Origin of the sequence: Arthrobacter sp. efr-133-R2A-63, assembly GCF_030209795.1 — a bacterium.
In the GTDB taxonomy this organism is placed as follows: Bacteria; Actinomycetota; Actinomycetes; order Actinomycetales; family Micrococcaceae; genus Arthrobacter; species Arthrobacter bambusae_A.
This window is the reverse complement of record NZ_JARVRG010000025.1, coordinates 123,461-134,882: the sequence shown is the minus strand read 5'-3', so window position 1 is coordinate 134,882 and position 11,422 is coordinate 123,461. Positions and strand designations below refer to the sequence as shown.

At 64.7% G+C, this 11,422-nt stretch carries 13 protein-coding genes; 6 read left to right on the top strand and 7 right to left on the bottom strand.

Going from position 1 to position 11,422, the window contains the following annotated elements; all coding sequences use genetic code 11:
* The first annotated feature begins 141 nt into the window (after nucleotides 1-141).
* Nucleotides 142-342: a hypothetical protein gene (locus QRN45_RS14525; RefSeq protein WP_241709496.1), complete on the top strand. Its 201-nt coding sequence runs from the start codon at nucleotides 142-144 to the stop codon at nucleotides 340-342.
* Here QRN45_RS14525 and QRN45_RS14520 read toward each other — a convergent pair.
* Nucleotides 330-803 carry an NUDIX hydrolase gene (locus tag QRN45_RS14520; RefSeq protein WP_264637557.1) on the bottom strand — a complete coding sequence of 158 codons (474 nt, stop codon included), beginning with the start codon at nucleotides 801-803 and terminating at the stop codon, nucleotides 330-332. The two genes, QRN45_RS14525 and QRN45_RS14520, sit on opposite strands and share 13 nt — an antisense overlap.
* Before the next feature lie 164 nt (nucleotides 804-967).
* A complete protein-coding gene (locus QRN45_RS14515; RefSeq protein ID WP_284763796.1) occupies nucleotides 968-1,549 on the bottom strand; it encodes a prepilin peptidase in 582 nt (193 codons plus the stop codon).
* 59 nt (nucleotides 1,550-1,608) lie between these two features.
* Between QRN45_RS14515 and QRN45_RS14510 the strand changes: the two genes are divergently transcribed.
* Together QRN45_RS14510 and QRN45_RS14505 are read left to right on the top strand one after the other, a co-directional pair.
* Nucleotides 1,609-2,379, top strand: a complete 771-nt coding sequence (locus tag QRN45_RS14510; protein ID WP_284763794.1) for a hypothetical protein — start codon at nucleotides 1,609-1,611, stop codon at nucleotides 2,377-2,379.
* Nucleotides 2,380-2,500: 121 nt separating this feature from the next.
* A complete protein-coding gene (locus QRN45_RS14505) occupies nucleotides 2,501-3,145 on the top strand; it encodes a GNAT family N-acetyltransferase (RefSeq protein WP_284763792.1) in 645 nt (214 codons plus the stop codon).
* Between the two features lie 144 nt (nucleotides 3,146-3,289).
* Here QRN45_RS14505 and phoH2 read toward each other — a convergent pair whose 3' ends face one another.
* Together phoH2 and QRN45_RS14495 are read right to left on the bottom strand one after the other, a co-directional pair.
* Nucleotides 3,290-4,564 carry an RNA 5'-3' helicase PhoH2 gene (gene phoH2 / locus QRN45_RS14500; protein WP_413542309.1) on the bottom strand — a complete coding sequence of 425 codons (1,275 nt, stop codon included), beginning with the start codon at nucleotides 4,562-4,564 and terminating at the stop codon, nucleotides 3,290-3,292.
* A 372-nt stretch (nucleotides 4,565-4,936) separates the two neighbouring features.
* Nucleotides 4,937-5,698, bottom strand: a complete 762-nt coding sequence (locus QRN45_RS14495; protein WP_284763813.1) for an isoprenyl transferase — start codon at nucleotides 5,696-5,698, stop codon at nucleotides 4,937-4,939.
* A 243-nt stretch (nucleotides 5,699-5,941) separates the two neighbouring features.
* Here QRN45_RS14495 and trhA point away from each other — a divergent pair, with 243 nt between their 5' ends.
* Complete coding sequence (gene trhA / locus QRN45_RS14490) at nucleotides 5,942-6,583, top strand: PAQR family membrane homeostasis protein TrhA (RefSeq protein WP_284763791.1); 642 nt, start codon at nucleotides 5,942-5,944, stop codon at nucleotides 6,581-6,583.
* Here trhA and QRN45_RS14485 read toward each other — a convergent pair.
* The 3 genes from QRN45_RS14485 to mca all read right to left on the bottom strand — a co-directional run bounded on the left by QRN45_RS14485 (nucleotide 6,580) and on the right by mca (nucleotide 10,070).
* A complete protein-coding gene (locus tag QRN45_RS14485; RefSeq protein WP_284763790.1) occupies nucleotides 6,580-8,811 on the bottom strand; it encodes a thioredoxin domain-containing protein in 2,232 nt (743 codons plus the stop codon). The genes trhA and QRN45_RS14485 overlap by 4 nt on opposite strands.
* Nucleotides 8,789-9,094 (bottom strand): hypothetical protein, encoded by a 306-nt coding sequence (locus QRN45_RS14480; RefSeq protein ID WP_078105950.1) that lies wholly within the window; start codon nucleotides 9,092-9,094, stop codon nucleotides 8,789-8,791. The genes QRN45_RS14485 and QRN45_RS14480 overlap by 23 nt, the downstream gene beginning before the upstream one ends.
* Before the next feature lie 70 nt (nucleotides 9,095-9,164).
* Nucleotides 9,165-10,070, bottom strand: coding sequence for a mycothiol conjugate amidase Mca (gene mca / locus QRN45_RS14475; protein ID WP_284763789.1), 906 nt, complete (start codon nucleotides 10,068-10,070; stop codon nucleotides 9,165-9,167).
* A 127-nt stretch (nucleotides 10,071-10,197) separates the two neighbouring features.
* Between mca and QRN45_RS14470 the strand changes: the two genes are divergently transcribed.
* Both QRN45_RS14470 and greA read left to right on the top strand, forming a co-directional pair.
* Complete coding sequence (locus QRN45_RS14470) at nucleotides 10,198-10,656, top strand: DUF4307 domain-containing protein (protein WP_284763787.1); 459 nt, start codon at nucleotides 10,198-10,200, stop codon at nucleotides 10,654-10,656.
* Between the two features lie 153 nt (nucleotides 10,657-10,809).
* The gene (gene greA / locus QRN45_RS14465; protein WP_078105953.1) at nucleotides 10,810-11,304 is read left to right on the top strand and encodes a transcription elongation factor GreA; all 495 of its coding nucleotides are present in this window, start codon (nucleotides 10,810-10,812) and stop codon (nucleotides 11,302-11,304) included.
* Nucleotides 11,305-11,422: the final 118 nt, after the last annotated feature.

The following is an 11,422-nucleotide window of genomic DNA, read 5'->3' as shown; positions in this document are numbered from 1 at the left end:
ACATGCCCGCCGCAGGCTCGGACGAGTGGACATATGAGGAATATGTCCACTGCCCAAATGTAAAACAGGGCATGTCCACTGGGGCGAACGTGGGACTCCATGATCGAGTGGACTTGCGGAGTCTGGCCTAGGCTGGAACCCATGAGTCCAGAGCCCGAAGAATCCGCAACCATCAGTCCCGCCGTTCGATGGGGATTAGGGGCAGTCCTTTTCGGGCTTCTGGCTGTCTCCATTGCCGCCGCCAAGGGCGAATGGTGGACCATCGCCGGCGCTATTGTCTGCGGTGCAACCGCTTTCGTCTTCGCTGCCCGCGCGATCCTTGCGGCCCGTCAATCGCGCTGATACGCGACGGCGGTGCCCGGCTCCAGCGCAAGCCGGATGGTTTCGCGGTGGCCGGCGCTGATCTCAGGCAACTCGTCGAGGGCAAACCAGCCGACGGCGATTGACTCGTCGTCGTTGACGCGGGCCTCCCCCGAGAGATAGCGGCATTTGAAAGCAATATCCAGGAAGTCGCAGACGTCTCCGTTGGGATACGTGACCGGGCCGATCACGCCCACTGCCAGGATGCGCTCGGTTTCGGCGACTACGGCAGTCTCCTCGAAGATCTCGCGGATCAAACCAGGGGCTGGATGCTCACCCGGTTCGAGCATTCCGGTGATCAAGGTCCACCGGCCGTTGTCGGCCCGTTGGCACAGCAGGACCCGGTTCTCCTCGTCCAGGACCACGCCCCGCACTCCGGGCAGCCACAACGGATCGTTGCCGATTTTCTCGCGGATTTCACGGATGAATTCCGGGACCGGCACGGCCTAGCCCGCTTTCGCTGAAACAGTCATCACCAACACGAACTCTGCCTCCGTTTCCGGGTCGGATCCTCCAGTAGGGCGAGTATCCCACCGGCGATGCCCGAATGACAGCGGGCCAGGCTGCTCACCCTGTCGTTTCCCGCCGCCGTGGCCCACGGCTCTCCTCACGCGGGCAGTGCAAACATCGCCGCTGCCGCACCGGCAAGCATGAATGGCCCGAATGGAATTGCCGATTTCAAGGTTCCCCTCCGGGCCGCCAGGACTCCCAGGCTCCACAACCCGCCGAAGAGGAACGCCGCAAACGTTCCGGCGAAAACATGCGCCCAACCCAGGTAGCCAAGGTAGAGGCCGAGGACACCGGCCAATTTGACGTCGCCGAAGCCCATCCCGGGTGGATACGCCAAACGCAGGATGAAGTAGAAAACCCACAGCACGGCTCCCCCGGCCACGATGCCCAAGGCGGGCACGCCGAGGAAGGAGGCACCGCCGTCGGGCGTCTTCCCTGCCGCTCCGCCGGCGAGGTCCGTTGCCGCTCCCCCCGCCAAGGTGACGGCTATCGCCGCGCCGAGCAGCAACACGCCGGCGATCGCATAGGACGGGAACACGATCCGGTTGGGCAAGAGGTGGTGGCGGACGTCGATGACGGTGAGACGGGCAGCCATGATCGCAAAGTAAACACATGCTGCCAGCAGGAGCCAGAAGGCCGGGACACTGGTTCCCCACAATTCGCCGAGTCGTCCGATCACCCTCGGATGCTATCGGTTTTCTCAAAGCTGCGCCGGTCACGCACGCTTAGACTGTGGATATGGGGCGCTACAGTGCAGAAATCCAAGGCAATCAGGACGCCGACATGTCCTCCACCTTCCGGAACCTCTGCCGTTCCTCCCCGTGGAAATGGACTAGCCTGAGGTTCGAATACCTCGACCGGCCAGGCACCCCGGAAGCCACGGTGCGCGCCTGGCTGCGCCGGCCGGGAGCGCTTCGGCTCGAAACCGTCGACGGCGCGTTGCTGCATAGCACCACGGGCATCAACGACTCCCGCGACGGACTTTATCTTGGTTCCAAGCGCAAGTCCTGGCTCTTGCCGGCCCACTTGGTGACCCCCGTTTACGATTCCGCAGGCTTGGTCCGCCGGCGCCCCGAGGCTGCGTATGGTGAACCGTCATTCGGGAACGGTCGGCTCGCGGCAGCACTCGATCCTGTCGAGCTCGCGGGGAATGCGCCGGTGCCGATGGAGTTTCCCGAGTCCAACCGGGTGTCGTTCGGACCCATCCGGGAAGTGGATCACGAGGGGCGCCCGGCCTTGGAGACCATCGCGACGCCGGGACACAGCTACGTGGCGTCCGACGCGGCAACGCCGCTCTGCTTCCCTGGACCCACGCTCTTGCGGGTGGACTCTGGAACGGGCGTGTGCGTTTCCAGCCAATCGCTCGACGGCGACACCACCGGCCACGGGCATTGGATGCGGATACTGGGGGTGGACGAATACATGCTGGACGATCTGTTCCTCGCCGAATCGATGAACCTCACCGACGTCCGGAAGCACATCAGCTGGGACATCGGCCCCCGCGCGTAGTCGCCGGCCCCAAGGAACGCCCGCTCACATCTACGCCCCTCCCGCCGAACGCCCGCTCACATATCCGCCCCTCCCGCCGAACGCCCGCTCACCTAGGTTGCCTGTCGGCTAGGCTTCCCGGATGAACGAGCTAAATGCGATCTGGCCCCTCTTCGGTCTCACCCTGACCACTCCCCGCCTGGAGTTGCGTCCTATTCGGGACGCTGACCTCCCCGCAGCGGTTGAGGCCGCACTCAGCGGGATTCACGCCCCTGGCAAGTCGCCCTTCAGCAACCCTTGGACGGAACTGCCCAACGATGAGTTGGGTGCCAACATGGCCCAATGGTATTGGCGCTGCCGTGCGGGAATGAATCCGGAATCATGGACACTCCTTCTGGGCATCTGGCACCAAGGAGAGTTCATTGGCTGCCAGGATCTGGAGGCGAAGAACTTCGCATCGTTGAAGACGGTCTCCACCGGCTCCTGGCTCAAGAGAGACGCGCAAGGCCAAGGGCTCGGCAAGGAAATGCGCGCAGCCGCCCTCAGCTACGCCTTCGACTTCCTGAACGCAGAGGTAGCTACGTCGGAAGCTGCCGTGTGGAACAAGCAATCCCTGGGCGTATCCACCAGCCTCGGCTATGAACCCAACGGCACTTATCGCGCCCAATGGGGCGCCGGCGTTGTCGAGGTCCAACGCGTTCGCCTCACCGCCGGCTCCTTCATCAGGCCCGATTGGAAGCTAAAGGTAGAAGGCCACGACGCCGCAGCAAAGTTCCTGGGCATGTGAGCCGGCGTCGATGAAAAACCCCACATACGTGAGCGAGCGTCCGCAGGAAACCCCACATATCTGAGCGAGCGTCCGCAGGAAAGTACAAGAATCAGCGGAGGCCGTGGCCGAGGAAACCGGCCACGGCCTCCGCGCGTATGCTGCCTAGATTTCCGCCCCTTCGAGCAGTTCCGTCACGAGGGCCGCGATCGGCGAGCGTTCGGAGCGGGTCAGGGTGATGTGCCCGAACAGCGGGTGCCCCTTGAGGGTCTCGACGACGGCGGCAACTCCGTCGTGCCGACCGACGCGGAGGTTGTCCCGCTGGGCGACGTCGTGGGTCAGGACGATCTTGGAGTTCTGGCCGATACGGCTCATGACCGTGAGGAGCACGTTCTTCTCGAGCGACTGTGCCTCGTCCACGATCACGAAGGCGTCATGGAGCGAACGTCCGCGGATGTGGGTGAGCGGCATGACTTCGAGCATGCCCCGGTCCATGACTTCTTCCACGACTTCCTGGCTGACGAGTGCACCGAGGGTGTCGAAGACCGCCTGCGCCCAGGGGTTCATCTTCTCCGCCTCGGAACCGGGGAGGTACCCGAGTTCCTGTCCACCCACCGCGTACAGGGGGCGGAAGACGATCACTTTGCGGTGCTCCCGGCGCTCCAGGACTGCCTCGAGTCCCGCACACAAGGCGAGGGCCGACTTTCCAGTGCCCGCCCGGCCGCCGATCGAGACGATTCCGACGCTGGGATCCATGAGCAGGTCGATCGCAAGCCGCTGCTCCGCTGAGCGGCCGTGCAGTCCGAAGACATCACGGTCGCCCTTGACCAGCCGCACTTGCTTGTCCGCGCCCACGCGGCCCAAGGCGGAGCCCCGGTTTGAGAGCAGCACCAGTCCCGTGTTGACGGGCAACTCGGCAGCTGCCGGGATGAAAACCGGCTCGTGCCCGTACAGGGTGGTGATTTCGTCCTCGCTGGCCTCGATCTCCGCCATCCCGGTCCAGCCGGAGTCCTTGACGAGTTCATTGCGGTATTCGTCCGCGAACAGCCCCATCGCGGAGGCTTTGACGCGCATGGGGAGGTCTTTGGAGACGACCGTGACGTTGCGGCCTTCGTTGGCGAGGTTCTTGGCGACCGCCAGGATGCGGCTGTCGTTGTCCGCGCCGCGGAATCCCGCCGGCAGCACTTCGGTGGACACATGGTTCATCTCCACGCGCAGCGTACCGCCGTCGGATCCGATCGGGATGGGTTGATTCAAACCGCCGTGCTCGATGCGCAAGTCATCCAGGAGCCTGAGGGCCTTGCGGGCGAAGTAGCCCAACTCGGGATCGTGGCGTTTGCCTTCAAGTTCGGTGATGACCACGATCGGGACAATGACTTCGTGCTCGGCGAAACGCAACAAGGCGTGCGGATCGGAAAGCAAAACGGAAGTGTCAATCACATAGCTCCGGCCGGTCGGGGTCCCGGACTGTGCAGTCCGTCCACTGTTGGCCCGCTTGGTGCGAGAGGTAGCTGAACTTTCCCCGTCGGAAACGACTACGGGCAGTTGCTCAGAAATAGCCACATCGACTCCAGCCCCGGGCGAACCCGGCTTATTCGTGAGGCGGCTCGGCCGGAAGGCCGGGCGCGGCCCCCCACGTAACTGGTGCGATGATCCGCTCCATCTACTGGCCTCCCCGATCAGCAGGCGGTTTGCCTACTGATGGGATTAACGTATTCCCGTGCGATTACATTTCCAGTTAGCCCAAACGGCGATTCGCGTAGACAAAACGTGAATTTCCCGTAAACGGCGCCGCACCGGAAGGTCACGGCGTCAGGAACCGAAGCGGCGCTGCCGGCCGGCATAGTCCCGCAGGGCCCTGAGGAAATCAACCTTGCGGAACGCGGGCCACAGCGCCTCGCAAAAGTAGAACTCGCTGTAGGCGCTTTGCCACATGAGGAAGCCCGACAAGCGTTGTTCACCCGACGTGCGGATCACCAGATCGGGGTCCGGCTGGCCGCGCGTGTAGAGGAAGCGTGAGATGTCGTCCACGGAAAGTTCATCGGCGAGCTCGGTGATGTCGCGGCCGTGCGCGACGGCGTCGTGCAGCAGTTCCCGCACCGCGTCGACGATTTCGCGCCGTCCGCCGTAACCGACGGCCACGTTCACGTGGAGCCGCTCGCGGATCGGAGTGCGGGCCGTGAGTTTGGTGAGCCGATCGGCGAGATAGTCCGGAAGCAGTTCGGGCGCACCCATGGCGTGGACCGAGATATTGGCGTCGTCATCCAGGCGGTCGAGGGTGTTGGCGATGATTCCCATGAGCAGTTCAAGCTCTTCACCAGAGCGGTTCATGTTGTCCGTCGAGAGCATGTACAGCGTGACGACTTTGACCCCGAGTTCCTGGCACCAGCCGAGGAATTCGTGGATCTTGTCCGCGCCTGCTTGGTGGCCTTCGCTGGTTGGAGCGTTGAATTGCCGCGCCCAACGGCGGTTGCCGTCCACCATGACGCCAATGTGCTTGGGAATCTTTTCCTGCTCGAGGGAACGGAGCAGTTTGCGCTCGTAGAAGCTGTAGAGGAAGCCGGGCCACTCCATCCGGACACTCACCTGACTTCCTTTGAACAGCACGTAAAAACCGAATAAGACAACGACGGCGGCCGGCCCGGTGGGCAGTCGGCCTTCAGTCACACAACAATCGCCACCTCCGGACTGCTGCCGTAGGCGCACCACCAAGGCTACCTTCCCCAGCTGGTCAGTCGGCACACCCGGGCAGCGGAAAACGGTCGCACAACCCATTACTCCGCAGTAACTTATCCGGGCGCGGGTTACGCTTTAACGATGTCGGAGCTGCCCACAATCAAGCCAAGCTGGCGGGGCTGGATACATGCTGTGGCCACGCCATTCGCCGTCGCGGCTGGGATCGTCCTTGTAACTTTGGCGCCTACGACAGATCGCAAAATCGCCTCCGCCATCTACGCTTTGACGGGCGTGCTGCTCTTCGGCGTGTCCGCCGTCTACCACCGCGGCAATTGGGAGCCGAAAGCCAGGATGGTCCTCAAGCGCCTGGACCACACCAACATCATGCTGGTGATCGCGGGCAGCTACACTCCGCTCGCGTGGTCGCTTCTGGAGCGTCCCAAGGCCGTGCTCCTGCTGTGGGTGATCTGGTCCGGAGCGCTGGCGGGAGTGCTCTTCCGGGTACTCTGGACCGGCGCCCCGCGTTGGCTCTACGTGCCCATCTATGTTGCCCTGGGCTGCGGGGCATTGTTCTACTTGCCGGAGTTCTTTGCGGCGAACGTGCCAGCCGCAATCCTGATCTGCGTGGGCGGGGTCCTCTACATCGCCGGCGCGGTTTTCTACGGGATCAAAAGGCCCAACTTCAGTCCGTTGAACTTCGGCTTCCATGAGCTCTTCCATGCCCTCACGGTGCTGGCCTTCGCCGCACATTTCGCCGCGATCATGATTGCCGTGCTGAGCTAGCCGGCGGCCTCCGTCATCGCGTCAAGGCGCTGCACGAGTTCCTCGACGGAGCCAAGCGGCAGGTCACACACCATCCCCCGGCACAAATACACCTGCGGCGAGCCGTCCCCGGCAGGCGGGCGGGACTCAAGCAGCGGCACCTCCGGTTCCGCGGCGCGGTCGCCGGGCGGCGCGCCGTCGTCGGCGGCTGCATCGCCAACCATTTCGAGCTGGACGGCCACCACCATCCCCGGGCTCGGCGAAGCCAAGAGGGCGCGATGGAGTTCCCACTGCTGTTGGCCCGGAGGGCCGGACACAGCCGCCTCTACGGGGCCGGCCGCGGCCGCCTGGGCGGTCGCCAGCAACCATCCGGCAACCCGCGGTGCCCGTCCGGCTACAGGCGGCAGGAGCGACAGGATGTTGCTTGCCATTGCTCGGTGCTCGTGTGAACCGGAGTAGGCCGCATAGCTCAGCAGCACCCCGGCAAAGGCCGCTGCCCCGCTCGGCGCCGCGTTGTCGAAGGGATCCAGGCCTGCGTGCTGGCCCTGCGCGTTGAATACCTGGGCCGACTCCCCCACGGAATCCGACAACCTGCCGTCCACCACGAAGCGCGCGCAGGCTCCCCTGATCAGCTCCTCCGCCAATCCATACCAACGACGCCGGCCGGTCACGGCGTAGAGAGCCAGGAAGCCTTCGGCGCAAAACGCATAGTCTTCCAATAAGCCGGTAATCCCCCGCGCAGCGCCGTCGTGCGAGACCCTGACCAGTACCCCAGCGCCGGCTTTTGCGGGCGCATCGGCCGCCGCACGCCAATGCACGCGCACCAGGTATTCGGCGAGGCTCTCCGCTGCGGTCACCAGTTCCGGCCGGTCCAGGATCGCACCGGCTTCGGCAAGCGCCGCGATCGCCAGGCCGTTCCAGCCTGCCACGACCTTGTCGTCCCGCGCCGGCTGGGGGCGCGCCGAGCGAGCGGCGCGCAAGACGGGCCTGACGCGGTTCCACAACGTCAGTTCCGCCCCGGACAGTTGGCGCCCGGGATGGAGCGCAGATCCAAGCTCCGAGACCGTTCCGGACGGCCCCACGTTCATCATGCGGGCCACGGCGGCACCGTCCCCCGGGCCAAGCACGGCGTCGAGGGCCGCCGGTGTCCACAGGTAGGACGCCCCTTCGTGGTGCACCCCGTCCACCACGGTATCGGCGTCGAGCGAGGACGCGAGTCCGTCCGGGGTTGCCGGATTATCCACGCCGAGCGAGTCCAGCATCCAGTCCGCCACCCGCGACGCCACACTCGCGGCCTCGCCGGCCGGCAGGACCCAATCACCCTGGAGCCGGACCCAGTGGACGTAGGCGCGGAGGAGCTGGGCATTGTCGTAGAGCATCTTCTCGAAATGCGGCACGGACCAATCCGCGGTCACGGAATACCGCGCGAAACCGCCGTCGAGCTGGTCGCACAGCGCGGAACGGGCCATGGCGGCGAGAGTGCGGCCGGCCATGTCGCGGGCGGCGTCCGACGTGTCCGACGGCACGGCAGCATGCCGTATCAGGAACTCGAGAACCGCCGACGGCGGGAACTTGGGAGCGCCGCCGAAGCCGCCGCCGTCGGGGTCCTCCGAGCGGGCGAGAAGCCGAACGGCTTCGGACAGCAGGCTTTTGTCCAGGCTTTCGGGCGGCCTGTCGAGGAATACCGCCGAGGAGAGCTGGGCATTCGCCATGCCGACGGCGAGCATCCGCGCGTTCTGCTCGACGGCGTCCCGGCGTTCCAGCCACGCCTCGTGGACCGCTTCAAGCACTTGGCGGAAGGACGGCCTCCCGGGCCGGGCCGTTGGCGGGAAATAGGTGCCTGCGTGGAAGGCCAGGCCTTCGGGCGTCAGGAAGACGGACATCGGCCAGCCGCCCTCGCCGCTGATGGCCTGGGTGGCTGCCATGTAGATCGAGTCCACGTCCGGGCGTTCTTCGCGATCCACCTTGATGGCCACGAACCGTGCGTTCAGGTAGTCGGCGGTGTCTTGGTCTTCGAAGGACTCGTGGGCCATGACGTGGCACCAATGGCACGAGGCATAGCCAATGGAGAGAAAGACGGGAACATCGCGGGCCGCCGCGAACGCGAACGCCTCATCGCCGAACGGCCGCCAGTGCACGGGGTTGTGCGCATGCTGGCGGAGGTAGGCAGACGGTTCCGAGCCAAGGGCGTTGGACGCCCCCGGCCATTCCCGGGTGGTTCCCGGGTCAGCGGGCTCCGGAACCGGCATCGCCGTCGGACTCTTCTGCGTCCGGCTTGCCCTGGACGATTCCGTCAGCCTCAGCGCCGTCAGTCCCGCCAACGAGTGCTTCCTCGACCTGGGCGCGGTAGCGGACCCGCCGGATCCGGCGGACCATGTCCACGATCAGGAAGGTCGTGAGCACCACGATGAAGGCAGTCAGGACGAAACCCCAGGTTCCCGGGGTCACCTGGTCTTCCGACAGGCCGGGGCGCAGCGACGGGGTCGGGGTAGGCGACGGGGTCGTGGCCAGGGCGATGAGAAAGTGGTGCACGGTTCAAACCTTCTATGGGAGTTTCCAGCCGGGTGGCGACTTCTACGCTTGATAGAAATCGCCGGCGATCCTATCTTAGCCCTGCGAACAGGTCCTTTTCGGGCAGTTCGGCCGGGATCCGGGAGTCGATCAGCGTGTAGTCCTCCCACGGCCAGGCCCTGCGCTGCATCTCCGGGGACACCGCGAAGAAGAAGCCAAGCGGATCAACCTGCGTCCGGTGGGCCCGGAGTGCGTCGTCGCGGGCCTCGAAGTAGTCGCCGCAATCCACCTGCGTGGTGGTCTGGTGCATCGGCCGCGGCGGAGTGTGCCCTTCCGCATCGGCTTCCAGCCAGGTCGCCAAGCGTTCGGCGTACGGCGATTGCAGTCCGGCCTCTTCGAGCGCGAAATGCAAGGCACGGAAACGGTCGGGGCTGAAGGCGCGGTCGTAGTACAGCTTGCTGGGCGCCCAGCTTTCACCCGTGCCCGGGTACCGCTCCGGGTCTCCCGCCGCGTGGAAAGCTTCGACGGCAACCTTGTGGGCCATGATGTGGTCCGGATGCGGGTAGCCTCCGTTTTCGTCGTAGCTCACCATGACGTGCGGCTTGAAATCGCGGACCAAGCGGACGAGCGGTGCTGCCGCCCGTTCAAGGGGCTGAAGCGCAAAGCAGCCGTTGGGCAGGGGCGGCAACGGATCGCCGTCGGGCAGTCCGGAATCCACGAAACCGAGCCAACGCTGCTTGATTCCCAAGACCGCTGCGGCCTGCTTCATTTCCAAGCGACGCGCGCCTGCCATGTCCCGCTTCGGGTGCGGAGCCGACTCCATGGCCGGGTTCTGGATGTCCCCGCGGGAACCGTCGGTGCACGTGGCCACCATCACTTCCACTCCGGAAGCCGCATACATCGCCATGGTTGCCGCGCCCTTGCTTGATTCGTCGTCCGGGTGTGCATGGACGGCGAGCAGCCGGAGCTGCGTGTGGAGGCTGGTGGATGTGCTCATCCGGTACGGTTCCTCTTTCCGGGTCATGCTGTTCTGGGCTTGCTCGTGGCTGTGCTGATCAGGTGTTTCCAACGCGTGCGGCTCCGCCGTGTGCAGGGACGCGCCAGAAGCCCACTAAACTAGGTGGGTGACTTCGGAAGACCCCTCGGGCACGGCGCTGCCGGCAAGTACCAGCCTAGCCAATCGCTACGGCAGCCAAAAGCGCGCCTTCGGGGGAAAGACCAAACGCAACATCTTCATCGCTGTCCTGGTCGTGGCCATAGGGCTCTTGTTCTGGGTCACCACGTCTTCTTCGCAGTCGTCTGTGTCATTCAAGGACATCGGCTACAGCGCCACCGATGCCACCCAGCTTTCGGTCGATTTCCAGGTCACCAAGAACCCTGGCGCCACCGCAAAATGCGCGGTCAAGGCCATGGACTCCGGGTTCGGGGTGGTCGGCTGGAAGGTCGTCCAGATCGGCCCGAATGCCCCCAAGGACGGCGCCGACGGCGGCCAGACAACCGCCCAGAGGACCATCCTGCGTACCGAGTCCGCGGCCGTGTCCGCTGTCGTGGACAACTGCTGGATTGTGGACAGCGGCAAATAGCATAGGTGTGACCCGCGACTCAGTGAGCTTGGGTTTGTCCACAGGATTGACTACACTGGATCAATACCTAAACCCCGCTGAGTTGGTTGCTGAGTTCCACGAGTGGCCTGCACCGGCGGGGTCTTTGCTTGTCAGATCCATAAGGAGAAGTCCGTGTCGACCACCAACAGCGCGCCTGCAGCTTGGCTTACCCAGGACGCATTTGACCGCCTGAAGGCAGAGCTGGACCACCTTTCCGGCCCTGGCCGTGCGGAGATCGTACAGAAGATCGAAGCCGCCCGTCAGGAAGGCGACCTCAAGGAAAACGGTGGATACCACGCCGCGAAGGAAGAACAGGGCAAGATCGAGGCCCGCATCCGCCAGCTGACCGTACTGCTGCGCGACGCCCAGGTCGGAGAAGCTCCGGCCGATGACGGAATCGTCGAGCAGGGCATGGTCGTCGTCGCGCGCATCGCCGGTGACGAAGAAACCTTCCTGCTGGGATCCCGCGAAATCGCCGGCGATTCAGATCTCAACGTCTTCAGCGAGAAGTCCCCGCTGGGCGTGGCGATCATGGGCCACAAGGAGGGCGACAAGCTCAGCTACGTCGCCCCCAATGGCAAGGAAATTCCGGTGGAGATCGTTTCCGCCAAGCCTTTCGCCGGCTAATAGCTCCGCAAAAACAACGACGCCGGCCCACCCCTTCGCGGGGCGGGCCGGCGTTTTGCTTTGTGTTCCCCCAACTGACTCGCAGTTGTTGTCGTTTTGAAGGCTCAAAACGACAACA

Bases quoted from the DNA above. Each gene is read 5' to 3' on its own strand.
- QRN45_RS14525 (WP_241709496.1), top strand. From the start codon at position 142: ATGAGTCCAGAGCCCGAAGAATCCGCAACCATCAGTCCCGCCGTTCGA.
- QRN45_RS14510 (WP_284763794.1), top strand. From the start codon at position 1,609: ATGGGGCGCTACAGTGCAGAAATCCAAGGCAATCAGGACGCCGACATG.
- QRN45_RS14505 (WP_284763792.1), top strand. From the start codon at position 2,501: ATGAACGAGCTAAATGCGATCTGGCCCCTCTTCGGTCTCACCCTGACC.
- QRN45_RS14495 (WP_284763813.1), bottom strand. From the start codon at position 5,698: ATGGAGTGGCCCGGCTTCCTCTACAGCTTCTACGAGCGCAAACTGCTC.
- trhA (WP_284763791.1), top strand. From the start codon at position 5,942: ATGTCGGAGCTGCCCACAATCAAGCCAAGCTGGCGGGGCTGGATACAT.
- QRN45_RS14485 (WP_284763790.1), bottom strand. From the start codon at position 8,811: ATGCCGGTTCCGGAGCCCGCTGACCCGGGAACCACCCGGGAATGGCCG.
- mca (WP_284763789.1), bottom strand. From the start codon at position 10,070: ATGAGCACATCCACCAGCCTCCACACGCAGCTCCGGCTGCTCGCCGTC.